This window comes from Sphingobacterium kyonggiense (genome assembly GCF_039536825.1).
GTDB lineage: Bacteria > Bacteroidota > Bacteroidia > Sphingobacteriales > Sphingobacteriaceae > Sphingobacterium > Sphingobacterium kyonggiense.
This window is the reverse complement of record NZ_BAAAZI010000012.1, coordinates 237801-262626: the sequence shown is the minus strand read 5'-3', so window position 1 is coordinate 262626 and position 24826 is coordinate 237801. Positions and strand designations below refer to the sequence as shown.

The 24826-nt window shown below is 37.2% G+C and carries 18 protein-coding genes and 1 pseudogene; 8 read left to right on the top strand and 11 right to left on the bottom strand.

Annotation, left to right across the window (positions count from 1 at the left end; genetic code table 11):
• Positions 1 to 663: 663 nt before the first annotated feature.
• The 4 genes from ABD676_RS15820 to ABD676_RS15805 all read left to right on the top strand — a co-directional run bounded on the left by ABD676_RS15820 (position 664) and on the right by ABD676_RS15805 (position 8166).
• Positions 664 to 2001 carry an IPT/TIG domain-containing protein gene (locus ABD676_RS15820; protein ID WP_344675705.1) on the top strand — a complete coding sequence of 446 codons (1338 nt, stop codon included), beginning with the start codon at positions 664 to 666 and terminating at the stop codon, positions 1999 to 2001.
• A gap of 63 nt (positions 2002 to 2064) precedes the next feature.
• On the top strand, positions 2065 to 5190 hold the full coding sequence (locus tag ABD676_RS15815) for a SusC/RagA family TonB-linked outer membrane protein (RefSeq protein WP_344675704.1): 3126 nt from the start codon (positions 2065 to 2067) through the stop codon (positions 5188 to 5190).
• A 20-nt stretch (positions 5191 to 5210) separates the two neighbouring features.
• Positions 5211 to 7244, top strand: coding sequence for a RagB/SusD family nutrient uptake outer membrane protein (locus ABD676_RS15810; RefSeq protein WP_344675703.1), 2034 nt, complete (start codon positions 5211 to 5213; stop codon positions 7242 to 7244).
• 22 nt (positions 7245 to 7266) lie between these two features.
• Entirely contained in the window at positions 7267 to 8166 is a 900-nt protein-coding gene (locus tag ABD676_RS15805) for a BT_3044 domain-containing protein (protein WP_344675702.1), read from the top strand.
• A gap of 85 nt (positions 8167 to 8251) precedes the next feature.
• Here ABD676_RS15805 and ABD676_RS15800 read toward each other — a convergent pair whose 3' ends face one another.
• Both ABD676_RS15800 and ABD676_RS15795 read right to left on the bottom strand, forming a co-directional pair.
• Positions 8252 to 9997, bottom strand: coding sequence for a hypothetical protein (locus ABD676_RS15800; protein WP_344675701.1), 1746 nt, complete (start codon positions 9995 to 9997; stop codon positions 8252 to 8254).
• Positions 9998 to 10509: 512 nt separating this feature from the next.
• Complete coding sequence (locus ABD676_RS15795) at positions 10510 to 10803, bottom strand: hypothetical protein (RefSeq protein ID WP_344675700.1); 294 nt, start codon at positions 10801 to 10803, stop codon at positions 10510 to 10512.
• Between the two features lie 408 nt (positions 10804 to 11211).
• On the opposite strand from ABD676_RS15795, the gene ABD676_RS15790 reads away from it, so the two are divergent.
• The 3 genes from ABD676_RS15790 (at position 11212) to ABD676_RS15780 (ending at position 16055) form a co-directional block, all read left to right on the top strand.
• A complete protein-coding gene (locus ABD676_RS15790) occupies positions 11212 to 12105 on the top strand; it encodes a glycerophosphodiester phosphodiesterase family protein (protein WP_344675699.1) in 894 nt (297 codons plus the stop codon).
• Between the two features lie 672 nt (positions 12106 to 12777).
• Positions 12778 to 13572: a Hachiman antiphage defense system protein HamA gene (locus tag ABD676_RS15785; protein ID WP_344675698.1), complete on the top strand. Its 795-nt coding sequence runs from the start codon at positions 12778 to 12780 to the stop codon at positions 13570 to 13572.
• A gap of 2 nt (positions 13573 to 13574) precedes the next feature.
• Positions 13575 to 16055, top strand: a complete 2481-nt coding sequence (locus tag ABD676_RS15780) for a DEAD/DEAH box helicase (RefSeq protein ID WP_344675697.1) — start codon at positions 13575 to 13577, stop codon at positions 16053 to 16055.
• Between the two features lie 823 nt (positions 16056 to 16878).
• On the opposite strand, the gene ABD676_RS15775 is transcribed toward ABD676_RS15780, so the two are convergent.
• The 9 genes and pseudogenes from ABD676_RS15775 to ABD676_RS15735 all read right to left on the bottom strand — a co-directional run bounded on the left by ABD676_RS15775 (position 16879) and on the right by ABD676_RS15735 (position 24321).
• Positions 16879 to 17340, bottom strand: coding sequence for a glycoside hydrolase family 15 protein (locus ABD676_RS15775; RefSeq protein WP_344675696.1), 462 nt, complete (start codon positions 17338 to 17340; stop codon positions 16879 to 16881).
• Positions 17303 to 17845, bottom strand: coding sequence for a hypothetical protein (locus ABD676_RS18280; protein WP_425565298.1), 543 nt, complete (start codon positions 17843 to 17845; stop codon positions 17303 to 17305). Before ABD676_RS18280 ends, ABD676_RS15775 begins: the two co-directional genes overlap by 38 nt.
• Before the next feature lie 186 nt (positions 17846 to 18031).
• On the bottom strand, positions 18032 to 18382 hold the full coding sequence (locus tag ABD676_RS15765) for a hypothetical protein (RefSeq protein WP_344675694.1): 351 nt from the start codon (positions 18380 to 18382) through the stop codon (positions 18032 to 18034).
• Between the two features lie 202 nt (positions 18383 to 18584).
• Positions 18585 to 19274 (bottom strand): annotated as a pseudogene (otsB, locus tag ABD676_RS15760) (trehalose-phosphatase).
• 15 nt (positions 19275 to 19289) lie between these two features.
• Entirely contained in the window at positions 19290 to 20567 is a 1278-nt protein-coding gene (locus ABD676_RS15755) for an alpha,alpha-trehalose-phosphate synthase (UDP-forming) (protein ID WP_344675836.1), read from the bottom strand.
• A gap of 904 nt (positions 20568 to 21471) precedes the next feature.
• Complete coding sequence (locus tag ABD676_RS15750) at positions 21472 to 22053, bottom strand: metallophosphoesterase family protein (protein WP_344675693.1); 582 nt, start codon at positions 22051 to 22053, stop codon at positions 21472 to 21474.
• Positions 22054 to 22387: 334 nt separating this feature from the next.
• On the bottom strand, positions 22388 to 22864 hold the full coding sequence (locus ABD676_RS15745) for a DUF488 domain-containing protein (protein ID WP_344675692.1): 477 nt from the start codon (positions 22862 to 22864) through the stop codon (positions 22388 to 22390).
• The gene (locus tag ABD676_RS15740; RefSeq protein WP_344675691.1) at positions 22854 to 23549 is read right to left on the bottom strand and encodes an SMUG2 DNA glycosylase family protein; all 696 of its coding nucleotides are present in this window, start codon (positions 23547 to 23549) and stop codon (positions 22854 to 22856) included. Before ABD676_RS15740 ends, ABD676_RS15745 begins: the two co-directional genes overlap by 11 nt.
• A gap of 229 nt (positions 23550 to 23778) precedes the next feature.
• The gene (locus tag ABD676_RS15735) at positions 23779 to 24321 is read right to left on the bottom strand and encodes a YciE/YciF ferroxidase family protein (protein ID WP_344675690.1); all 543 of its coding nucleotides are present in this window, start codon (positions 24319 to 24321) and stop codon (positions 23779 to 23781) included.
• A gap of 139 nt (positions 24322 to 24460) precedes the next feature.
• Between ABD676_RS15735 and ABD676_RS15730 the strand changes: the two genes are divergently transcribed.
• A complete protein-coding gene (locus tag ABD676_RS15730) occupies positions 24461 to 24655 on the top strand; it encodes a CsbD family protein (protein ID WP_344675689.1) in 195 nt (64 codons plus the stop codon).
• Positions 24656 to 24826: the final 171 nt, after the last annotated feature.

The following is a 24826-nucleotide window of genomic DNA, read 5'->3' as shown; positions in this document are numbered from 1 at the left end:
TCCTTGCATGTTAATTCCCTTGTTTCTTAAAGTCTTTTCAATTTTCAATGCCCTGTTTTGATAAAATGTAGCGTAATACTTCCATTAACTCATAAAGCACGTGAGTTTCAAAAGAGGTTAAAAATATTTGATTTCAGAAAAACGAGATAGTCTTTGTTTTTCATTTATTTAAATGAATCGAAAGCTATTGAGTTAGCCGATTTTCCCCGATTCCCATTAATGACTATGCATAGCTAAATTTGCCCTAAACTTTATATTTTTTAATAGCTGTCTTTAGAATTGGTGTTTCTGTAGATTTATTCTAATAATTAATTATGTTTTCTCGCATAAAATTTAAGTCCCTGCTTGATATTGCTTTTATTTTCTTTATTTTTTTAATGTTACATAAATGCATTATTTAACATAAATATAGTCGTTTTTGAAAAAGATTAGCAATTGCTTAATATAAGCTTAACGATATAATAACACCAATTAAACCTAATTAAAAGCATATTTTCCTACGTTTGTGCTGTCTTTTGAAGACCACATATCAACCAAAACATATATATGAAAAATTTATCCTTATTGCATGTTTACTGTATTTCACTTACATTGTGTTATATATTAACCAACAACCAAGCGTAATTTTGTAATTTTTTTAAATACATTTTAACTAGCCAAGTTATGAAAATTCTTAATTTATTAACCTTGACGATCATGTTTACCCTGTTTTTTACAGGCTGTAAAGATGAGGTGTCCAAGCAGAAGGCTGAGTATGATCCAAGCAAACCTGTTGTACTCAAATCATTTTATCCATTAGAAGGAGGGGCAAGAACCAAGATTTTATTAGATGGTGAAAACTTCGGTACGGATCCTTCAAAAATTAAAGTTTATTTCAATAATGCGAAAGCTTCCATTGTGTCCAGCAATGGTGACCGAATTTATGCTATAGTTCCGCGTTTGCCTGGAGAAGAACCAAAAATCTCCATAGTAATTGGGAAAGACTCTGTGGTATATGAAAATTCATTTATTTACCATACGCAAGCACAGGTCAGCACAGTAACCGGAAACGGAAAGAAAAACTTCAAACCAGGCATGCTGTCTGAAGCTGAGGTTTATGGTAAATACCTGGAACTTGATGCTGAAGGTAATATCTTCATGTCTTGGCGCGATGGCGGATCACCGGCAACATTTGGGATTGCCCGCATCAACGAAAAACAGAATATTGTAACACCACTAATTGAAGCACCATCTACTACGCGTATTTTATTTGCCAATGGCCTTACAGTTGATCGTGCAACAGGTATGTTAACCGCTGCTCATGAATCCACCAAAGAAGTAATCTTTACGTTTGACCCAAGAGAAGCTTGGTACCCGCGCCAGCGTAATGTGAAATTCTCAACTGCGGATCTTCAATCCATTGTAGATGCCGATCGTTATAAAAACTTTGTGACTTTCTGCCCTTATGATGGTCATTTATATACACGCTATCGTGATGGTAAGATCGCTAAGATCAATCCTGAAACCATGGAAGCAAAAATCGTTCACCAAGGGCCTTACGGCTCGCAATATGGACAAGCGATTAACCCGAAAAAACCATGGTTATTATACATGACCTTACACTCAAATGCGACCCCTACTGAATTCAGACAAGGTATTTCTGTCTTGGATCTTCGTGATCCAAATGGTACTGGCGGATTTAAACGTATGAATGCACCAGGTGGTAGCGGATTTCGTGATGGACCGATCGAAGATGCCTTATTCAACTATCCAAAGGATATCAAGTTTGATAACGACGGTAATATGTTCGTAGCAGATTATGGTAACCACTGTATCCGTATGGTGACTCCTGATAATATCGTTAAAACTGTAGCTGGACAACCAGGTACAGCAGGATATAAGGACGGTGGACCTGCCGAGTCTCAATTCAACCAACCTTGGGGGGTTGCGGTAAATGAACAAGGCGATATCTATATCGCTGATTGGAGTAATGCACGCATCCGAAAACTGGTTATCGAATAAGGATAATAAATCGATCCTACATACCATTGAAAAACTAATTCATAATAATTAACCTATTTCAAAATGAAGATATTTCATGTTATATGTTTGCTGTTATGCTGCACATTCTTCTCAACGGCGCATGCACAGGAAACTAAAGAATTAAATCTGGCAGGTATTGTCGTGAATGAAAAAGGAGATCCTATGCCTAGTGTATCCATTTTCATTAAGGATAAACCTGTTGGTGGAACTTCCACGGACAAGGATGGTAAGTTCAGCATTAAAGTCATTTACGGTGATAAAGTGGTGTTTAGCCATACCGGATATGAGAACAAAGAGATTGTAGCCTTGGAGGCGAACATCAATATGAATGTTCAGATGAAGGAGGACAATGCCGAAATCGACGAAGTTATTGTTGTTGGTCTAGGAAATACCCAACGTAAAATCAGTTCCGTTGGAGCGATTACTACGGTGGATGTGAAAAGTCTACAAACACCAGCACCTTCCATTGCCAACCTATTAGGGGGTCGTGCTGCAGGTATTATCTCCATGCAAACCAGTGGTGAACCAGGTAAGAACCTTGCTGAATTCTGGGTGCGTGGTATCGGAACATTCGGCGCCAATAGTAGTGCCCTAGTCCTTATTGATGGATTAGAAGGAGATTTGAATACCATTGATCCTGCCGATGTGGAAAGCTTTTCTATCTTAAAGGATGCCTCTGCAACCGCCGTTTATGGTGTGCGTGGTGCCAATGGCGTAGTCTTAGTTACCACTAAACGTGGTCTGGTAGACCGCATTCAAATTACCGCTCGTGCCAACTCTACACTTTCCCGTTTAAATAAACTTCCAAGTTATTTACGTGCTTACGATTATGCTACTTTAGCAAACGAGGCAAGTATTGTACGCGGTCAAGCTCCATTGTACGATGAAACCGAAATGGGAATTATCCGCGACGGTTTAGATCAAGACATGTATCCTGATGTGGATTGGCAGAATGAGATTTTAAATAAAAACTTCTGGAGACAGAGCTACTACGTTTCAGGACGTGGTGGTTCAGAGGTAGCCCGTTATTTCTTGAGCTTAGGTGGTAAGAGTGAATCTGCTGCATATAAAGTTGACAAAAACTCCGTATACAGTTCAAACGTTGGTTTTGATACCTATAATTACCGTATCAACTTGGATATTAACCTAACCAAGTCGACGAAAGTTTATTTAGGTTCTGATGGATTCTTGTCCAGATTAGATCAACCGGGTGTAGCAAATACCGATTATATCTGGGGTGCACAATCGCGTCTAACACCCTTGTCTATTCCAACCAAATATTCCAATGGCTTATTGCCAGGGGTAGGAGGTGATGACCGCTCTTCTCCTTACGTGATGATCAACCGTACAGGTAAAGCTTCAGACCAGGCGTTCAAAGGAAAAGTGACATTAGCATTGAACCAAGACTTAGGAAAATTGGTAGAGGGAATGAAATTTAGAGCACAAGGAGCTTATGATATTCACTCTTTCTTTGATGAGCGACGTTCCGTTCAGCCAGCACTTCACCGTGCCTTAGGACGTGGATTTGATGGCTCCTTGATTATGCAAGAAGTCGTACAGGAAAAGAAAGCATCCTATAGTAAGGGGATTCAACAATTCCGTAAATTCTTCTTTGAGTCTGTGTTAAATTACGATCGTGTATTTAATACCGATCACAGAACTTCTGCTTTGGTTTACTACTACCTGAGTGATGAAAAGCACACCAAAAATGCGATTAGTAACTTAGATGCCATTCCACTACGTTATCAAGGTGTTTCCAGCAGAATTACTTATGGTTATAAAGATACCTATTTAATAGACGCCAACTTTGGATACACAGGTTCTGAAAACTTCCAGCCAGGTAGACAATACGGTTTCTTCCCTTCTATTGCCGTAGGATGGGTTCCTACGAGCTACCAATTTATGAAGGATGCCGCTCCTTGGCTAAATTATTTCAAAATCAGAGCTTCTTATGGTACCGTAGGTAATGACCGAATCACGAGCATCCGATTCCCTTATTTAACGAAAGTGACGCAAGAAGATAACGATGCATGGGGTATTCCGGGCATTGAAACCATTCGTGAAACAAGAATTGGAGCAGATAACCTAGCTTGGGAACGAGCGATTAAATCGAACTTAGGCTTTGAGGGTAAACTATTCGATAATAAAATTGACTTTGTCATTGACTTCTTCCAAGATCAACGTAACGGTATCTTCCAACAAAGGGTACAAGTACCGGAATATGTAGGGGTAATTTCCAATCCATTCGCAAACGTGGGCCGTATGAAGTCATCCGGTATTGACGGAAACTTAAGCTATACGACCCAATTGAATGATGATTTTGGGCTTACCTTGAGAGGTAACTTCACTTATTCTAAAAACGTTGTTCAGAATTGGGAACAGGCTTATTTGGAATATCCTTACTTGGAATACAATGGATTCCCGTATAACTCCATTCGCGGATATCAATCATTAGGTTTGTTCAAAGATCAGGATGATATCAAATACAGCCCAAAACAAACATTCGGTGAAGTATTACCGGGAGATATCAAGTACAAAGATGTCAATGGTGATGGCGTAATTGATAAGTTGGATATGGTGCCATTGACGCATAGTAATTATCCTTTGGCAATGTATGGTTTTGGAGGCGAATTCCGTTACAAGAATTTAACCTTAGGCGTCTTGTTCAAAGGAACCGGTAGAACATCCTTTTTCTATGTCGGACAAAGAATGGTTGTCAATAATGTTGCTCAAATAAATGGAATAGGTTATATGCCGTTCTTCGAAGGGAACTTAGGTAATGTATTAAGTTTGGCTACCGATCCTAGCAACCGTTGGATTCCGAGAGACTATGCTTTAGCGCATGGCATTGATCCAGCATTAGCGGAAAACCCGAATGCTCGTTACCCTAGGTTGCAATACGGTAATAACCAAAACAACTCTCAATTATCTTCTTTCTGGCAAGGCGATTCACGTTACTTGAGATTGGAGGAAATTACATTGAACTATACGGTTAACCCGAATTTCATGAAACGTATCGGAGTGTCATCGATGGACTTGCAGTTTGTAGGGAATAACCTTTATGTATGGGATAAAGTTAAAATCTTCGACCCAGAACAAGCCGCTTGGAATGGACGTAAATATCCAATCCCAACGACCTACTCATTACAAGTTTACCTTAATTTTTAACGCTGATAAGACGCAAGGAAATGAAAAAATCAATCATAAAAAGAATCTTACAAGTTGCTGTTGTTGCACAATTAGCAGTGTTCAGTACCTCGTGTAAAGATTACTTGAATATCGACAATTATTTTGATGACGAATTCAATATTGACTCCGCATTCAGTAATGCCCGCAATATGGAAGCCTATATGTGGGGTGCTGCTGCGATGTTCCCGGATGAGTCCAATACCGTTCGCTTTGGATATACACCAGGTCCTATGGCGACCGATGAAGCCTTTAACGGTCTGACCGGTACAGGAACAACCAATGTCTACTATGGAATGGATTATGTGACTGGAAATATCTCGCCTGATTATTATGGTGGTGGTGCTAGTGGAGAGAATTATAACTTGAACCAATGGGGTACCTATTATAAAATCATTCGTAAGGCGAACAGTATATTAACCAATTTGGATAGACCATCCGATTTAACGAATATTGATCGACTACGTATTGAAGGCTTTACTCGCTTTATTCGCGCCTATGCCTACTATAATATCTTGGTCGATTATGGTCCGGCTATTCTGTTGGGGGATGAGGTTGTAAATACCAATGAGACCATTGAATATTACGATCGTCCTCGTGCTACCTACGACGAGACCATGGAATACACTTGTGCAGAATTGGAGAAAGCAGCACAATTGCTTCCTGCAGAAGTTTCTATCTTAGATTTTGGTCGTCCAAGTAAAGGTGCTGCATTAGCTTTAATTGCTCGCTTACGTTTAATACATGCCAGTCCGTTGTTCAATGGTGGCCCGGTAGCCAGTGCCTACTTTGGTAATTGGAGAAGAAAAACGGACAATGTACACTATGTCTCGCAACAATACGATGAGAAACGTTGGGCAGTTGCCGCAGCAGCTGCTAAGCGTGTCATGGATATTGGAAAATACAAGTTATACACCGTTTTGGCAGATGATAAAACACCAACTCTTCCGGCTGGTGTAACTAGCGATCCAAATTTCTACGGTGTATTTCCAAATGGTGCTGCAGGAATTGACCCTTTCAAATCCTATTCCGATATCTTCACTGGTGAAGCCGTTCCATCAATTAACGCTGAAGTGATCTGGGGTCGAAATACCAATTACATTAACGAATATATTTCGAAAGGTTCTTTCCCTCCTTCCTTGGGCGGATGGGGTCGTTTCTGTGTTACCCAGAAAGTAGTCGATGCTTATTTGATGGATGACGGACGTACGAAAGATGAAGCTCGTGCAGATGGTTATTACTCGGAAACTGGTTTCACCACACAGGCAAAGAATTTCTCCGGATACCCATTGAACTCCGGAATCTATAAAATGTATGCTAATCGCGAAATGCGCTTCTATGCATCTATTGGCTTTAACGAAGCGGTTTGGCAGGCCTTATCAAGCACGACGCAAAATACTTATACGGCCAAATATTATTACCAAGATGCTGATGGTCGTGGTGGAGTTACAGCGACATCACCTAACTACCCGATTACAGGTTATGTGATCAAGAAATTCAATCACCCGATGGATGCTTGGATTGGTACTGGTGCACGTCATATTAAAAAGGCGTATTCTATCATCCGTTATGCAGAGATCTTGCTTTCCTATGCGGAGGCTATGAACAACCTAACTGGTTCACATACTGTTGAGGTTGGTGGTCAAAGTTATACCGTGAGCCGTGATGAAGATGCCATTAAGAATGCCTTCAACCAAGTGCGTTATAGAGCCGGTTTACCAGGTTTAAATGCTGCTCAAGTAAGCGATAAAGCAAACGTTCAAAAACAATTGGAACGCGAGCGTATGGTGGAATTCTTGTATGAAAACAGACGTTACTACGATGTTCGTCGTTGGGGAATTTACGAAGAAACAGAACGTGAGCCAATCCGCGGAATGAATCCTGATGGTGCTACCAAAGATACCTATTACCAACGCGTAATACCAGGTACATCTTCATTCTTGACCCGTGTAGTTGATAAGAAATTGGTGTGGGTGCCAATCCCTCGTGCTGAAATGAGAAGATTGCCTTCTTTAGATCAAAACCCAGGTTATTAGGTCTTAACTAAAATAGAATCAAATGAAACGTAAATATATAGCCTTCCTAGCATTTTGCACGATGTTATCTTCCTGCAAAGACAATGAGATATATGAACAGGAAATGTACAAGAATGTCGTTGCCCTGATCAGCAGTACGTATTACAATACTTTCCAAGAAGTCGTACCATTGACCGGTGAAGAGTTTACCGGATATATCGCGGCTTCAGCAGGTGGTACCCATGTAACAGATAAGAACTTGGTCATCGAGCTTCAAGAGGATCTAGAACCACTGGATTATTACAACCGTTCACTCTTCGATGCAGACGAGCGATTATACGCCAAGTTATTGCCAAAGGATAAGTACAGTATTGAAAACTATAAAATTCAAATCAACTCCGGAGAACGCACCGGACGTACCATGGTGAAGTTAAAAGTCGATGGTATTTCCCCAGATTCTACGTACTTCATTGCCCTAAAAGCAACCGAAACTGGAGGTGTGGAATTGAATCCGAAAAAGAACACAATTCTTTATCAAATACAGATTAAGAATAACTATGCTTCTCAAGCTTCTAGTGAATTCTATTCCATGACTGGTCTAGGAAATGATCTGATTACTGCAGGAAACAAAAAACTATTCCCTTTAACGAAGAATAGTGTTCGAATGATTGCTGGTAATGAATCCTTTGAAAGTATCGAGGACCACATCAATAAAACTTCCTTAATCATGGAGATCGGAGAGGACAATAAAGTCACGATTAAACCTTATAAAGATTTAGTGGTTACTCAAATAGATGGGGACACCCGTTACCCGAATACCTATCATGTCGAAGAGTCATTTGGCAGGAAGTTCCACGTGTTTTTAGTCAAATACGAATATACTTTAAACAAGAAGACGACGATCATGCAGGAGGAACTGCGATTAGAAATCATCAACAAATAAATCTAAAGAAAAAGCGAATTTGTAATTCGCTTTTTCTGTTTTTATTGCGCTTTTTTTGAACGTCTATCCGCTCAATCAGAATCTGTTATAGGATGAATTTTATGCCAAAGAATATATGTTGCTTTTCACCTGCATAGGTTAAATTGACTGGGTAGTTTTTACTTTTTCCAACCAAGGAGTTTTCATATTGTTTTTTAATGAAATGATGGTTGATTCCTGCTGTGAATCCAAATCCAAAATTTTCTGTAAGGTAAATGTTTATGCCTAATCCTCCTCGTATACCAAAAAGCAATTCATTTGAAAAATCATAATTTGAAAATGTAAACGTGTAATCATCGAGCCCATCACCAATCCCATAGCCTGCTGTACCACCTCCAAACCAGGATACAGAGAAACTATGATCCGGATAATTGCTTTTATCAATTGGGATCTCTCCATGTAGACCCAATGAAGCATTGAAGTACATAACTCTGTTCTTATAGATTTCCGATTGATCGCTGGGAAGGTTTTTCTCATTTTGAGGAACCTCCACATAGGATATCCTATAAGGTGCAAATTCTATGAAATTAAAACCACCACCAAAATAGGGGTTGATATAGGGTTGATTCAAATTAAGAATGTACCGCACATTTAGACCAATTTCGGAATAGTCAGAGCCCCAGCTTTCCTTGGATTTTTGTCTCCCAAAAAACACTTCGAATTCAGCTGCATTTACGTGTTCAAATATTTCAGACGCGATCGCTACCTGCTGGCTCAGCCTTAAACCATCCTTTATCTCCTTGTCCATGGTAGAATTAATCACGGTCCAGCCGCTAACTGCAAAAACTTCATCCCTTACTTGCTGCGCATATTGCCAATCTGCTATATCGAGACTCTGTTTTGCCCGATTAATAGCGTTCTCCACCTTCATACGTTGCATGGCATAATAACGTATAAGATCATCATCCGGAGATGATTTCTTTTTAACTTCCTCTTTTTGCTCCTTTTTATCTGCATCCTTCACCACCAAGCCAAGCTCTTTCTCCTTATCTTCTGATTCTTTTTCCTTCTCTTTTTCCTTTGCTATTTCCTTTTCTTTCTCTGCTATTTTCGAAAAGAAATTTTGTAGCCTATCATAATTTGAATGAGGGGAAACATCTTTTTTTAATGCATCAGGTAATCCTTGATAGATGTTTCTTGCTTGCATAAAACTTTCCTTCGCCTCTGCATACTTCTCTTGATTAAACAGTGTTTCTCCTTCATGATACCATTTGTTATAGACGGTGATTTTTTCCTTCGAACCCAAATAGTTTTTAATTAAACTTTCAAAAGTGGCGTAAGTGTCTGCGCCAGCATACTGAACTTGATGCAGTTTGGTCATTTCTAATGTATAGAGATATTGCATTTGCTCGCTGATGTTGTTAAAGGAAATTTCATCACTCAAGGCAAAGCCTCCGTCGGAAGTATAGCTCAAGATAATTTTCTTGTCGCCATTTTGCACACGGTTTCCTCCACTCATCAATGACATGGTGACCGTCGGATTGATAACCTTAACACGACTTAAAGCCTCCATTAACCCTGGAACTTCTTCTCTGTAAACTTTTCCATTATAGCGGTAACCTTCGTATGGTAAGACTGAAATAGGGCTGTAAATAATTCGAAATGTTAGTTTTTCTTCCTTCTTATTATAGGTTTTTTTTGTGCTTACACTGAAATTTAGTTTCGAAATTCCATTGCCTCGTTCATCCATGTAGTAAGAATAGTTTTGTGAAAAAGACTCGAGAGCAAAAAGAAGAACTGCTACTAACATGACAATTCGCATGTAGTTAGCACGATAATTTAAAATATTCATAAGCTTTATTCTTTGGTTAATAATTGAATAAAGCTAGGTGATGATCATGCTGAAAAAAATAACTATTTATGGTTATTTTTTTTGGATAAAAATATATTCGATAGTTTATAAAATGACCAATTTGTTTTGAGGTTATTGATCTTTTTGATGCTGGTTTTTATATGGAAATCAAAAGCTATGAACAGGTTTTCTAGTGTTTTGAAATTTGTTTGAAGTTTTGTCTATTTGTCTTTCGTTTGTTGTCTAATGGTCTCTCACAGCGGTTTCCTTCGAGACTTCTTCGGATCTCCTTCGGAACTTGTTCGGATCTCGTTCGGATCTCGTTCGGTTCCGACCGAACGAGATCCGAAGGAGATCCTTATCAAATCCTAAGAAATTCCCTTAGAGTCACGAAGGAATTTGGAGCTTTAGTAAAAGCAATATGCTGCATAAGTACATGGAATTTTCAACGAAAGACCTACTCTATAAAATGATATTTGGAGTTGATTTTAGCTATTTTACTGACCAATTATTTAATAATCATAATCGCTGCAATTGATATTCTGCCAAGCGGTGAGACCTTCATTGATTAAATCGGAACCACCATCACAGTTCTTCAATTTGTTCAAGAGAACTATTGCGGCTGTTTTCGTGCTGGAGCAGCCTGCAGAGGTTGGGTTTTTCGCAAAGGCTGTTGCTCTCTGGGTATAAATATTCGATTCTGATTCGAAATCGCAACCTGCTTCTGCTATTTCTTCGCAAGCATTAAAAGATAATAAGGTAAGGGCTGCTGCAGCCATTAACATCCTGGAAATTTTGGTTTTCATAATTGATTGGATTTAATGTTAGATAATTAATTGGTTAAATAATTCTTTATCAAATTTCGAAAAGAGAGAATTTGAAATCAATACCTCAAATAGGGCATTTTTTAATTTTGAGCCATTTTGGTTTCTTGGTGTTTTATTAGCTTAAATGTTTGCCAGTCAATTGGTTGAATAACAAATAACACTTGAGTAAAAAATAATTAAGTAAACAACTCGATCAATTGTTTAGAATAACAGCGAATTTTTTAGGTCAATCCGCGAGATATTGAAACCTTGTTTATTAACGCATTGTTAAATTAAATTTTCATGGGTTAATGATAAGAGAAAATAACAATTAACAAAATCCGTTTGTTAATAATGAGATAATATGGAATCCGTATTTTAGTGTTATAAATATGATCGTTTTTGGAAATGAAAAAATTAACCTTATTCCTACTCCTAGTTTTTATTGTTCAATTAGTAAACGCTCAGAATCGAGCATTGGAAATAAGGAACAAATTATTGGATAGAGATGTCAGTTCGGTTTTAGTTGTTGCCCATAGGGGCGATTGGCGTAATGCGCCTGAGAATTCCTTAAAGGCGATAGATTATGCCATCGATATGGGGGTTGACATTATTGAACTGGATGTTCAAAGAACTGCTGACGGAAAGTTTATTCTCATGCACGATAAGACCTTGGATCGTACCACTACGGGTAAGGGAGCTGTTGCCAAGGTTACATTGGATTCAATCCGAACTTTGAAGTTGAGGAATGGCTGTGCCATCAAGACCAAGGAGAATGTACCAACTTTGGAGGAGGCTCTGTTGCACGCGAAGGATAAGGTGATGATCAACCTGGATAAAGCAGATTCATATTTTGAAGAGATTTATCCACTGTTGGAAAAAACAGGGACTACCAAGCAGATTATTATGAAAGGTAGTCGCAATCCTGAGGAAGTAAAATCGAAGTTTTCTGCATATCTGAATGAAGTGATCTATATGCCTGTTGTGAATTTGGATAAAGCGAAGGCAGAGGAGAATATAAATGCTTTTGTACAAGATTTGAAACCAGTTGCTTTTGAATTGGTATATAATGATAGTACGAATGTATTGCCTGTAAAAACAGTCAAACTGTTGGATAAAAAATCCCTGATTTGGTATAATACCTTATGGGATAGCTTATGCGCTGGCCATGATGATGATTTAGCTTTAGAAGACCCTGATAAGGCTTATGGTTATTTGATCGATACATTAGGCGCAAGAATTATTCAAACAGACAGACCTGCTTATCTGATCAATTATTTGAAGGGAAGGGGCTTGCATTAAATTGAGGGTTTTAATAGGTAGAGATTTGGTGGGTGTGGGATAGGAAGTGTGGGGTAAGGGCTTTTCTAAATTGTTGAGGGGTGGAAAGATCTTAGGAAAGTGGGAAGACTTATTGGATTGGATTGATGTATTTTAATGCAGATGTCCAGTGTGGTTTTTAGTTCCCAAATCGAAGATTTGGGATGACGTAGTTTTTTGGGGGAGGGCAGAGACTCTTCGCTTCGCTCTGAGTTGGGAGTGGGTAAGATAATCCAACTTAGGATTTTCATTCTAAAACATCTAGTACAACTTTTTAATAACGCCGATCAATCCCTTTTGATAGGATTTGCTGATCTGTTCACTGATTACCTTTTCGTGGATAAATAATTTAATGTGCGACAAAAGCCCATATTCTGATACATGTTTTAGATACAAACTGTCATAATCACAAAAAGACCGAATCTTATTGTACGCATATCGCAGTTTGGTTGGCTTTTCGTCAAATGTATATACTATTCTTTCACTATTCATGACAGAAAAATATATACGTGAATTATAAACAAATATTCAAGATTTATTGCAAAATTTTAGACGTATTTTTGAATATATATGTATTTGCGAAATAGTTTGTATATTGATTTTTCAAATACGTTTGTTAGCTATAATTATTGCCAAATTCACACATTACTTAAGATGCCTATTGAAGGAGTTAAACAAATTGACAAACCTAATTGTACCTTATATATAATTGAAAACTTTTCCGAAGAGTTTAAACAAATAATAAGAGATCAATTACAAGGAATTTGGAGTGGATTTGCAATGGCAGATTCATTACCAGAATTTTATTCTTACAAATTAACATTAGAATCTTTCATGGATAGATATAATCCAAAAGATGATAAAACAAAAAAAGGGATGATTGGAGAACTCCTAGCTCATATTTTGTTAAACCATACAGATAACAACCTTACTTCCTTATCAATTCTTAAAAATAAGGAGGAAAAAAGTATTAAAAAAGGATTTGACATTATTTATTGTGAAACAGATCGTGATAAATTATGGTATTCTGAAGTTAAATCAGGAAAAAGCGAAACAGGAAAAGAAGATTCTAACGCTTATAATGACATTCTTCTTAATAGAGCAAAAAAGGGAATTCTTGACATGATTTTAGAAAGAAGAAATTCTTTATGGGAGAGTGCTTTAATAGATGTAGATTTGGTTATTAAAGAAAGTAGTGGAAAACTAAATTTAAAGAAACTTCTAGCTAAAGACTCTCCAAATCTAAAAATAGAACAAAAGAAAAATGTTATCTTAATTTCAGGTTTGTATCATGATATTTCTGATTGTATAGACGAATCTAAACAGGTAATATTTCATCTTAACACAAAACAAGAAAACATTTTTAATGATATAAAAATTATATCAATTCAAAAAAATACGTTTGAAACGGTTGCGAATTTTCTTGCCAATGAAATATTAGTGTCTTAAGCATGGTAATAGAAGAAATAAAGCTAAAGGATTTTAGAAAACATCAAGATTCTACCTTTTTCAGCGAAGCATACGTGAAACTCCTATTAGGAAAATACCTTACGGAAGAAGAATTAATTAATTTACTTTCGATAGCTATTGTATTTTCTAATTGGGGAGACAATGATTTACAAAAACTAGGTTATAAAATTATAGTATCATATTCCAATAAATACTCTGATTTTAAACCACTATATGACTTTGCTATAAACAAAGGTTATATTCCAATTTCAAAATTTATCGAATCTAACCATTCTTTAAATAAAGAATTTGAAGAACATTTTTTTGGTTTGTTCTTTTCTTCATTTAAGGAGAATTTTAAAGAAAAAAATTATTATATATCAAATGGACAGAAGAAGTTAATTGAGTTCTCTGCAAATAATGATTCTAATATTGTATTAACTGCTCCAACCTCTTATGGAAAATCTGAAATTATTATAAATAAAGTTTTTAATAATCTCGATAAAAAGATATGCATAATAGTCCCAAGTAAAGCTCTATTATCACAAACAAAAAAAAGATTGCTGGATAGTTCTATTAATAATGAGCTTACTAGAATAATCACACATCCTGAAATGTACAAAGGAAATGAAAAAAAATTCGTCTCAGTATTAACTCAAGAAAGATTATTAAGACTATTACAAAAGAATGAAGTACTAAATTTTGACTTAATTCTAATTGATGAAGCCCATAATTTATTTGGTGATAAAAAAAATGATGGTAGATCAATATTACTAGCTCAAGTAATTATTATTTTGAAAGCTCGAAATAATAATGTCATATTCAACTTCTTTTCCCCATTTATTTCAAATCCGGATAACCTAAAGGTAAAACAATCGGATTATGAAATTTCTTCAAAGGGAATTGAAGAATTTATTAAATCAGAAAAATATTTCATTTGCGATGTCTACAGTTCTGAAGGAGAACTTCTACTATATGAACAATTTTCCAATTCGTTGATAAGTACTGGTAAATTATTTAAAAGTGCAATTGAAATTTTACATTACGAAAAAGCGTCTAAAAATATTGTTTATTTAAATCGACCGAAACACATTGAAGATTTTTCACAAAAATTGAGTGATAGTTTCCCAGATATGAATGATAATATTGTCGAAATAATTACAACAATTTCAGACTATTTACACCCCGAATATAATTTAATAAAGTGCATAAAAAAAGGGATTGTATATCATCATGGTGGAATGCCTGAAATTGTAAGACTTTATGTCGAAAATATATTTACAAAGCATTTATTTTTAAATTTTGTTATTACAAGTTCTACATTATTAGAAGGTATAAATATTCCTGCAGAGAAAATATTCCTACTTTCTACAAAAAAAGGTAAATCAAATTTATCAATTTCACAATTTAAAAATTTAATTGGTAGAGTAAATAGATTTAGTGAAATATTCAATAAAGAAAAAGGAAGTCTTGAGCTATTAGAACCTCATGTTTATGTAATAAAAAGTGAATATGAAAATAAAAGAGCCAACATTGAGACTTTTATTAAATCAAAAGCTAGGATTGAACTGAAAATTATTGATGAAGTAAATAATCTATTGTTAAAAGATGAAAGTACACTTAATGAATCAGAGAAAAAAGAGCTAAATAAATCCTTAGAGTATTTAGAAAATATAGAACCAAACTCAACTGATTTAGAAAATGTTACTTATGTTTCGTCATTCATTGCAAAATTGTGCTATCAGAATAACATTTATGATTTCGATATTAAATATAATGAAGAAAAACTAATTCAAAATCTTAAAAATTATCAAGAACATTTTTTATCAACAATTAAGGATAGTAATGAATTAATGTACGCGATATATTTAATCTTCTTAAAGGATATTGAGATATTTGAAGACAATATTAAACGTTTACAAAATGCTCCGGCGAGAAGCTTCTATTCTATGATTTTAAAATGGAGAAGTTCAAGTGCATCTTATAAAGAAATGATTGGAAGCTTTTTAAAGTATTGGTCAACTTTAACAGGAGATAATTTATTTGTCTTTATAGGTGAAAAGTGGGGTGAAGAAAAAAGAAACATTACTGATTTTAAAGAACTCTATGTGGATTTAAGGAAAAAGAATCATTCACAAAGGGTTAATCTTGCAATATTAAAAATAAAAGAAGAGCAAGATTTTGTTGAGTTTAATCTTTTAAAATATATAGAAATAATTAGTGAACTTAATTTAATTGAACCTGAATTTTATGATAGAATTAAATATGGTACTTCTGACAAACAATTGATTACTCTATTAAAAAATGGGTTTTCTTTAGAACTTTCGAAATGTATTACCCAAAATGTCTATACTCGGTTCGTCCAAATAAATACAGAATCTGAAGAAATTATTATAAAAAGTGAAATTATTAAAGAAATGGAAATAAATTCGGAAAATATAATCTTAATTTTTGAAATAAAATTCCATATAAATCATCGTTAATATTCATTACAGCTAAAATATGAATTGTCAATATGATTTAGAGGCGAAATTGAAAATTTCACCTTTTTAATTTCTACTGTTTTTTTATTTTTCCTTTATACATAAATTTAGGCGATAATAAAATGCTTTTACTTAGTTTAGTGCATAATTGAAAGTTTTCGTTTTCTAATTCCCATTATAGCCAATACAGACCTGTAAGTGATAATATTATTCAGGTTCGAACTTTAAAAGAAAATTTGGAATATCATTATCCTCACTCAATTTTATTGAATAAACTAATTTGTTATATTCTTCCAAAATCTAAGAATCAATGGGACATTAACTTATTGAAATTGAATGATAGTTGGTAGCATACTTTTACAATAGATTATTTATTTAGCACTTGATGAAGTGGGGGAAAGATGACTAATCAAATAAAAATATCGAATCATCTTTTTACCATTTATGTTCAGCAAATCTTCAATACCATAAAATCATTTGCTTAGTCCGCAGGTTTAGAAACTGATCCTTAATTACGCCCAAGGTCTAACTACTAAATACTCACTACTATATACTAAAAATGCTCAGCTTTCGCTGAGCATTTTTCTGTAGCCCGTAGGGGAATACCACCCTTAAAGCAATGAACTAATTATCAGTTTTTTACAAACATTACTTTCGCCGACTCACCGAATCACTCACTTGTATGCCATACTTTTTTGCTGCAATTGCTATATAGCTTAAAGCTACGGAATCCGACTAATAGGTGCAAGTTTAAATCTTAAAAATAACCTACTGAGCCTGTTTGCAACAGGTATTTTCCCTAGTTGATCCGTACAAAAACATATTATTCGTATAGGCTGTCAAAGAATGTCGGATTATCTAATTTGATGGCGATGCGGTAGACCGCATTGACAAGCCCCACATGACTATAAGCCTGTGGGAAATTGCCCCACTGGCTTCCATCCTCATCGTCCACATCTTCGCTGAACAACATGAGGTGATTGCCGAAGGAGAGGAGCTGCTTAAAGACGTCTTGAGTTTCCTTCAGTCGACCTACACAAGCCAATGCCTCTACATACCAAAAGGAACATACCAAAAAAGTAGATTTGGGGCGACCAAAATCGTCCTTATGCAGGTAGCGGTAAAAGAGATCATGTTCTCCCTTCAATACTTTTTCCAGTTGGACCAGGTGGTCTTTCGCTTTGGTCGAGTTAGGGTCTAAGTATCCCATCATGATCAATTGTAAGGTAGAGGCATCCAGATCGGTGTTATCCTGTGCATTGGCGTATGCCCTTCCGTTGATCATCGTAGCAGCTCTCTATATGCTCGATGGCATGTTCACGTTTACTATTGGCTTGAATAGATATTTCCATTTTCTGGAGGACGAAGCGCGTCCACTGAGATGCTAAGCCCTTGTTTTGATGGCGAAAACGGTAATCGGTAAAAAGTGGAAGTAAGGCGATCATAGCCTGTCCATATAGATCGTTCTGTATATGTACGGAGGCTTGATTGCCGATACGGATCGGCTTATTGCCCATATACCCATTAAGAAAGTCCAGCGTTTTTTCTTCTAAGTTGGATTGCCCCAGGATGCCGTAAAGGGTTGCTATCGTCCTGCATCCGACTGGGTGATATTGGCAATGTAAGAAGCATATTTTTCCATTTCTTCGAAATGACCGATATGACTTAATGCGGTCAGCACGTAATAACTGTCGCGCACCCAGCAGAAGCGGTAGTCCCATTTGCGCCCTGTACCGGGGGTTCGGGAAGGCTGGTGGTACTGGCTGCAATGATAGCTCCGGTGTCTTCATACTGATGTAGCTTTAAAGCCAGAGCCGATCGTAACACTTCCTTTTGATAAAAGGACGGAATGGATGCATTCTTTACCCAGCGGTGCCATTACTGACGTGTACGGTCCAAAAACTCTTCGGGCGTCCGTTCTATAGGTGCTTCAAACGGATTGCCAAACGTGAGGATAAGATATACCGGTTTGTTGATCAAATAGGCCAAATCGTCGAAGAATGGCTGGTTGGCATATTTGTAACCAGACGCATCTTGACATCGCTCCATTCAAACTGGATGTGATTGCTACCTCTGTTTTTTTGAAATGAGGATTTTCCGAAGTGATATTTGGGATGGCATTCTACACGTACCTTGGGATGCCCAGAGATAAGCTCTATCTTGCGGATCAGAATAAGTGGTTTGTAATAAGGTTCGTACTGTTCAAAACGTGGTGCATAGTCGGTAATCCGATAACTTCCCTCGGCACTCTTGATAGAGGTACAGAGTATATTGGTGTTTTCTACATAATATTGACTGGAATGTATAATGCCGCTGGGTGGTGTCATGCTAAATCGCCCTCCCTGATGTTCGTCCAGCAGCGTACCGAACACAAAGGAGTCTTCGAATGAAGGCTAGCAAAGCAAATTGATATTGCTGTCATTACCCACATGGGCGATATAGGCACAGTTTCCAATTATTCCACTATTAAAAATATGTTTTTGTCTTCTCATTTTTTATCATTTATGGGTTATTTAATACTTCTGTCGGCTATGGCATCAACTGCTGCAATAGCTTGATCGCTTCCTCCTGGTTTTCGACGTAGTAACGCGCTAAGGTCTGTTTATTACCTACTTTGACGGTCACTGCCGAATCGGGCAGTTCGTAAAACATATCCTCGTCGGTAGAATCGTCGCCAATAGCAAAGATGAAATCGGGCCTGTAATGAGCTACTACTTCTAAAGCGGATTTTCCTTTGTGCAAACTATTTATTTTGACTTCAATTACCTTCTCTCCCATAAGCAGTTGCAGGTCATATTGCGGTAGAAGGTGTCGGAGCGCATCTGCAAGTTCCTGGGCACGCATAATACCCAATCCGGTGTGTACCTTACGGTAATGCCATGCCAAAGATTAGTTTTTTTCTTCGATAATAGAGCCCGGAGTCCGGTCGGTAAATTTGGCCATGATACGTCTTACCGGAGTCTTCCAGGCGGTAGGCATACTGGGTTTGTCCCGCCACAGACCATCCGGAACATTGCTCCAAGCACCGTGCTCAGCGATCAGGTAGTAATTGGTATTTCCAAACTATCTCTTGAGATCGGTATGCGGACGAAAGCTAATTATGGTGATCTGGTGGGCATCCTCGCTCTGAAGGCTTGATAGCAACTCCAGCACCTGCATGGTGGGCTTAGTAGCACTGGCATCGTTCTTAAATCCGACTAGCGTACCATCATAGTCCAGAAAAAATAGACGCCTTTAGGCTTGTTGAAACTTATCGATCAACTTCTGGAGTGTAGCACCCTGCATCTTGCGGCTAGCGGATGCTTCTTGTTCTCTTTTCACTTCGTGCAATCTTGCGAAAAACAATTTGCTTCGCATACGTTGCTGCCGCTCCAACTTGGGCATGTAAATAGCAAGGTGCATCGCTTGCATAATGTCCTCTATGGCATTGGGGTTGATCTGTATCGTCTCGGACAGTTCTTTGGCGGCACCCGCAAATTCACTTAAAATAAGTACACCATTGTAATCCTGTGCTTTGCTGGCAATGTAATCTTTACACACGAGATTCATGCCGTCTCGAAGAGAGGTCACCAAGCAGATGTCTGCCGCTATATAGAGTGCCGAGAGATCTTCGACAGGCAATGAATTGTATAAATAAGTAATAGGCGTCCAGTCGTCCGAACCATACACCGCGTTAATATGCCCGATCATGCGGTCTATCTCGCCACGAAGGAGTTTATACTGTGTTACATTGTCCCGAGAAGGAACGACGAGCATATATAAGACGACCTTATTGCGCAGCTCGGGGTATTGCTGTAGCAGACTTTCGTAGGCAGATAAGCGCTCCAAAATACCTTTGCTGTAATCCAAACGGTCGATCGATAATATTAATTTACGATTTTGGTATTGGTCTTTAAGCACCTCTGCTTTGGCCAGAACAACCTCGGAGCAGGACAATGCTTCAAATTTATCGAAATCTATACCCATCGGAAACACTTCAACTTGGACACAGCGATCGCGACAGCGAACATTATTATTTTTGGGCGAAAGACCTAAGATATTCAAGCAGGAGTTGAGAAAGTTCGGGGCATTATGATACGTATGGAAGGCTATTAAATCTGCACCTAACAGACCTTTTAAAAGTTCATTGCGCCACGGGATAAAACGAAATATTTCATCTGCCGGAAAGGGGATGTGCTGGAAATAACCTATCGTCAAATCACTACGTTGCTGCCGGAGTAACTGAGGCAAGAGCATGAGCTGATAATCATGGACCCTCAATTCGTCCTTGGAAGTAATATTTTGCTTTAATACGATATTACAAAAGTACTGATTTACTTTCTGATACGCTAACCAATAAGATTTCTCAAAAACGGCATAGGATAATCGGTAGTGACATATAGGCCATAGTACCTTATTGGAAAAGCCCTCGTAGTATACTTCGAGATCTTCCGTAGTAAGAAATACGGGAATAAGATTCATTTTGGCAAGCTCCATGCGAATCAATTGTTCTTCGTTTTCATCTTCGGGGATGTAGCCCGGTCAGCCCACCCATACATTACTACTGGTCTTGTAGTAAGATCCTAAGCCCCTAGCTAAGCCACCTTCACTCGAAACAAAGTGTAATTCATCGACACGTTTTTCAATACGAACCGGTAATCGATTGGAAATAATTATAGTCCTTTTTTTTGCATAAAAGGTACGGTACTAGGTTGTTGACCTATATGAGTGTAAGTATAGCTATGATCAAGAATTAGTAGCGGGCTATTCTAGCGGCTCATTCTGTCAGTAGGAATTCTCCAGGATGTATGATGTGTGTCTTAGCGGCTGTCTTATGAGCCAATATGGCTAACCGGTTTAAGATGTCTATATTACTTTGTGGATCTGGTTTGAGGGCGCGTTCTAAAAATATATCCCTGTATATTTTTCTGCTCCTGCCAATTAGAAGGTGCTCCACACCAGCGTCCATTATCTTCTTATTATATCTGTGTGCGCCCTGAAATACCACAATCTGTGCATTCGGATTTTGTTGTTTTCCTTCGTCTGTCCTGTTGTTAGCGAGTGGTTCGAGTTCTCCTATCGAATAGACAAATATTTTTTATTGATGGATATATCGGTATTTGTAATCTCAGGAGCATTAATCTCCCTAGCATTAAAGTCTTTTCTGTCCCATCCTTTTTCAATAATCGCTATAGCTTACCTTCGATCAGAGACTAGTTTAGCACTGGTTTCAATAGAAAATTTATCCGTAGACGGATATAGGTCATCTCCCCTTGTTCAAATAATTAATAAAACCAGCAGGACCATTATTAGCAATAAACATATTCACAAAGACGAAGGCTTTTTTCTTTTTACTTCTAAATGCGCCATAGCAATCTTTTTGTTGAATGAACACGTACCATTAATAAAAGTTCAAAAGATCTCTATAACCCCATTGCTAACATCCGCAAATAATCGACTTTAAGCGGTATCTTTTATTATATAGCCCCATCCAACAATCAAATGCGGGAAGTATAAATACATTATCCTGCAGAGCGAAACAGGGCAAACGAATTACTGTCTCCCTTGACCCTGTATCTGTATACCCAGATGTAGATAGCATTTCGGTACTCAATGCCTCTATAGGAATTTCGGTCAAGGGTTCGTGCGATAGAATAAAGTGATGCTCAATCCGGAAGTAATCTTCCACATAAACGTGAAGCTGATGTAATAGCGCTTCGTGAAAAATATCGTGATTGCCAATGTTAAGGAGTAAAGCTATATCCTTAAATTGTTGTAAATAGACCTCGAATTCGTCGCACTCTCTATTCCAGGGAGAATGAAAGAGATCTCCTAAGAAAACAGCGTGCTGCACTGTGAGATGATCAAGTATACGCTTGAGACGCTCGAATTCCTTTTGTAACAGCATAGGAACAAAAATACCTTCCTGCATAAAATTTTGGGAAGTGCGGGTAATCTTGACTTCCTTATTGAGCTGGTTCCAATCGCCATTATTGGATAAAGAAAAGTCTCTGTCCACAGATGCGCTTTCCCGTACACAGCATCGGCAACCCCAACATCAAGTGCAGGTTAACCCTAATCATGGATGGCCAGCCCATAGAGGAGAATATCGACAGCGATTTCCGCTTTTAAAGATTGAAAATGAGAATTATCCTCATTTACTTTAATCCTTCCTTTGCAGGATTCGTATAAAACCAATAGTCGAATTACGTGTATGGGCTTTGATAAGGCACGTTACACGCTCAGCTATAAAATTCATTCACTTACATCTTTAATTTCACTTTCCATGGAGTTTAAATTAATGTATTTACAGAATACGATAATTTATCCAAATGAACCTTGGCGACCGCAGTTTAAGGGTGTTCCTTCGCTTTTCCAATTGAAGAAATATGCCATACATACCAGCCATGAACTTTGAGATAATCCGAAACCATAGATCGGTGGCAACTCCACCATACGGCCTCCGAACACATGATAACCGTCTTTTGCTTTCTAGCCCATTCCTCAAGTTCATGAATTCCTATACGAAATTCCTCTGTTTCCATATAATCCGCAAAACCCCGGATAGTAAGGTTTTTCCAAGCTTGATTTGAACTGTTTTTTTTAGCTGTCCTGCGGCCTCCTAAAGAAATCAAATGTTGATAATGTATTCCCCCAGCTGTTAAAATTGTTTTCAAGGCCTCCTGATTGAAGTGGGGATACTTCCGAGAACCCGGATACCTGCGGATATCAACAAGTAAGTCGATTTCAAAAGACTTCAATATATCCAAAAACTCTTGGATAGGACGGATAGAGTGCCCGATAGTGTATATGGTTTTCTTAACTTTCATCAGATGGATGAAAAGACAATAAGTACTTATCGATATACAATTGCTTTTCTTTGGATTTATATTGTTGGATAAATCTAGGATGCTCCAGCACCGTTAGTTTCTTGAAAAACTTTCCTTCTCGATTTAACTTATCAATAAATTTCGCGTTCTTCTTTCCTAATATAAAGACCTCTTCCTGGTTTAAACCCATTGCAATATGTTTTTTCAAGGACTCAATCATAAAGTCCTTAACGGCCATATATAACTCAGGTTCATCGTAGTAATTTGCATTTATAAATTGTCCGGGTGTCACTTCTTTTATGATGGCTAAAGGAAAAGGAGAGTTAATGTAAAAGTTACTATAGAATGCCGACGCACCTCCATAAGCAGCAATCATATCATACATATAGACAGATGATATCTCATGCGTTCTGGCAGAAAGCATCTGAACCCCACAGGCAGATGCCAATCTTTTGGTATCAGTAAAAGGAACACCCGTCACCCCAGCACCGTGTCTGCTTGGATTAATGCCGATGAGAAACCGACGTTCATACTGATCCGCATAGAATTTTTGATAGAATCGCTTCATAACCTCTATGGTCTCGGGATTATCCAAAAAAGGATTCATCACAAAATACCCCACTGGCAATTTACCAGTAAACTTGAGGTTTTGATTAAAATAAATTATTTTCTCAGCAAAATTCATTTGACTGGTAAATTGCCTATTATCTTATTTAAAAATCATTGTACAGAAGAATAATTGCTTCAAAAGGGTAATTCATATTATAATATTATCCTATAATCAATTTATTAGGTGATTGATGACTAAAATTTCTGAAGGTACCCAGTTTAGACAAATTAGTTAATTCCTTTTTAATATAAAAAAATGCCAGTTCATATATTGACATTTTATATCAAAACTTATTTGATAAATTTTATTCAGCTTTAGAATTTAGATTAATATCTGCTATTGATGTCAATTTTTCGTCACAAGCCTTTTCTTCTTTCAATGTGTCCAATAATAATTTTAAGGCATCTTTATGTTCTAGGACCTTTGCAAATGCTGCAAGCGTTCCGTATGTCGCAATTTCATAATGTTCAACTTTTTGCGCCGCAGCGATTATTCCCGCATCACGGACAGCTCCAGGTTCTGTTTCTTCCATTATGCTTTTACCTTCTTCGAGTAGACCGGCCATTGCGTCGCATTTTTCAGCCTTTGCCTTTACGCCTATTGACTTAAATACATCTTCCAATCTGCTAACATGTTCTTTGGTTTCCTCCAGATGTGAGGAAATTGATGATTTTAGTTTTTGAGAAGTGGCATTTTTTTCCATTTTTGGTAACGCTTTTACCAATTCCTTTTCGGCCCAGTAAATATCTTTTAAACCGTCTTCGAATAAATCATTTAAATCTTTGGCAGCATCACTCTTTGCCTTGATCTTGGTCTCATTAGATGTAGATTTTGTTGTATTTGCCATAATGTATGTTTTTTAAGTTTGTTTGTATGGTTAACACACATTATCCTTATTTGTTCTATTCGATTTAATAAAAAATATCTAGGTATTTAAAACAACTCCCTACCTTTTACGTTATTTAACTACACTAAAACTATATAATATGGATTCATTAGATTTAAAAGGACGTTGGAACGTTTTAAAAGGAAAAATCAAGCAACAATACGCAGATTGGACAGATGATGACCTGCTTTATGTTGAAGGCAAAGAAGAGGAGCTGTATGGACGTCTTCAAAAGAAATCAGGCAAGACACGCGAAGAAGTTCAATCCTGGTTAAGAGAGCTTGATAAAGATTAATCCAGTGTGATTTGAGCTACAAAAGCCTTACATTCAGTAGGGCTTTTGTTATTTATCAGCACTTTTAAATTATAAAACCTTTGATAGTTATTTTAAAAATTCTATATTTAACCTCATAAAAGATAATCTGTAAAAAGATAGTTAGTGTATAAGTCATCGGCTCTCCCAAAG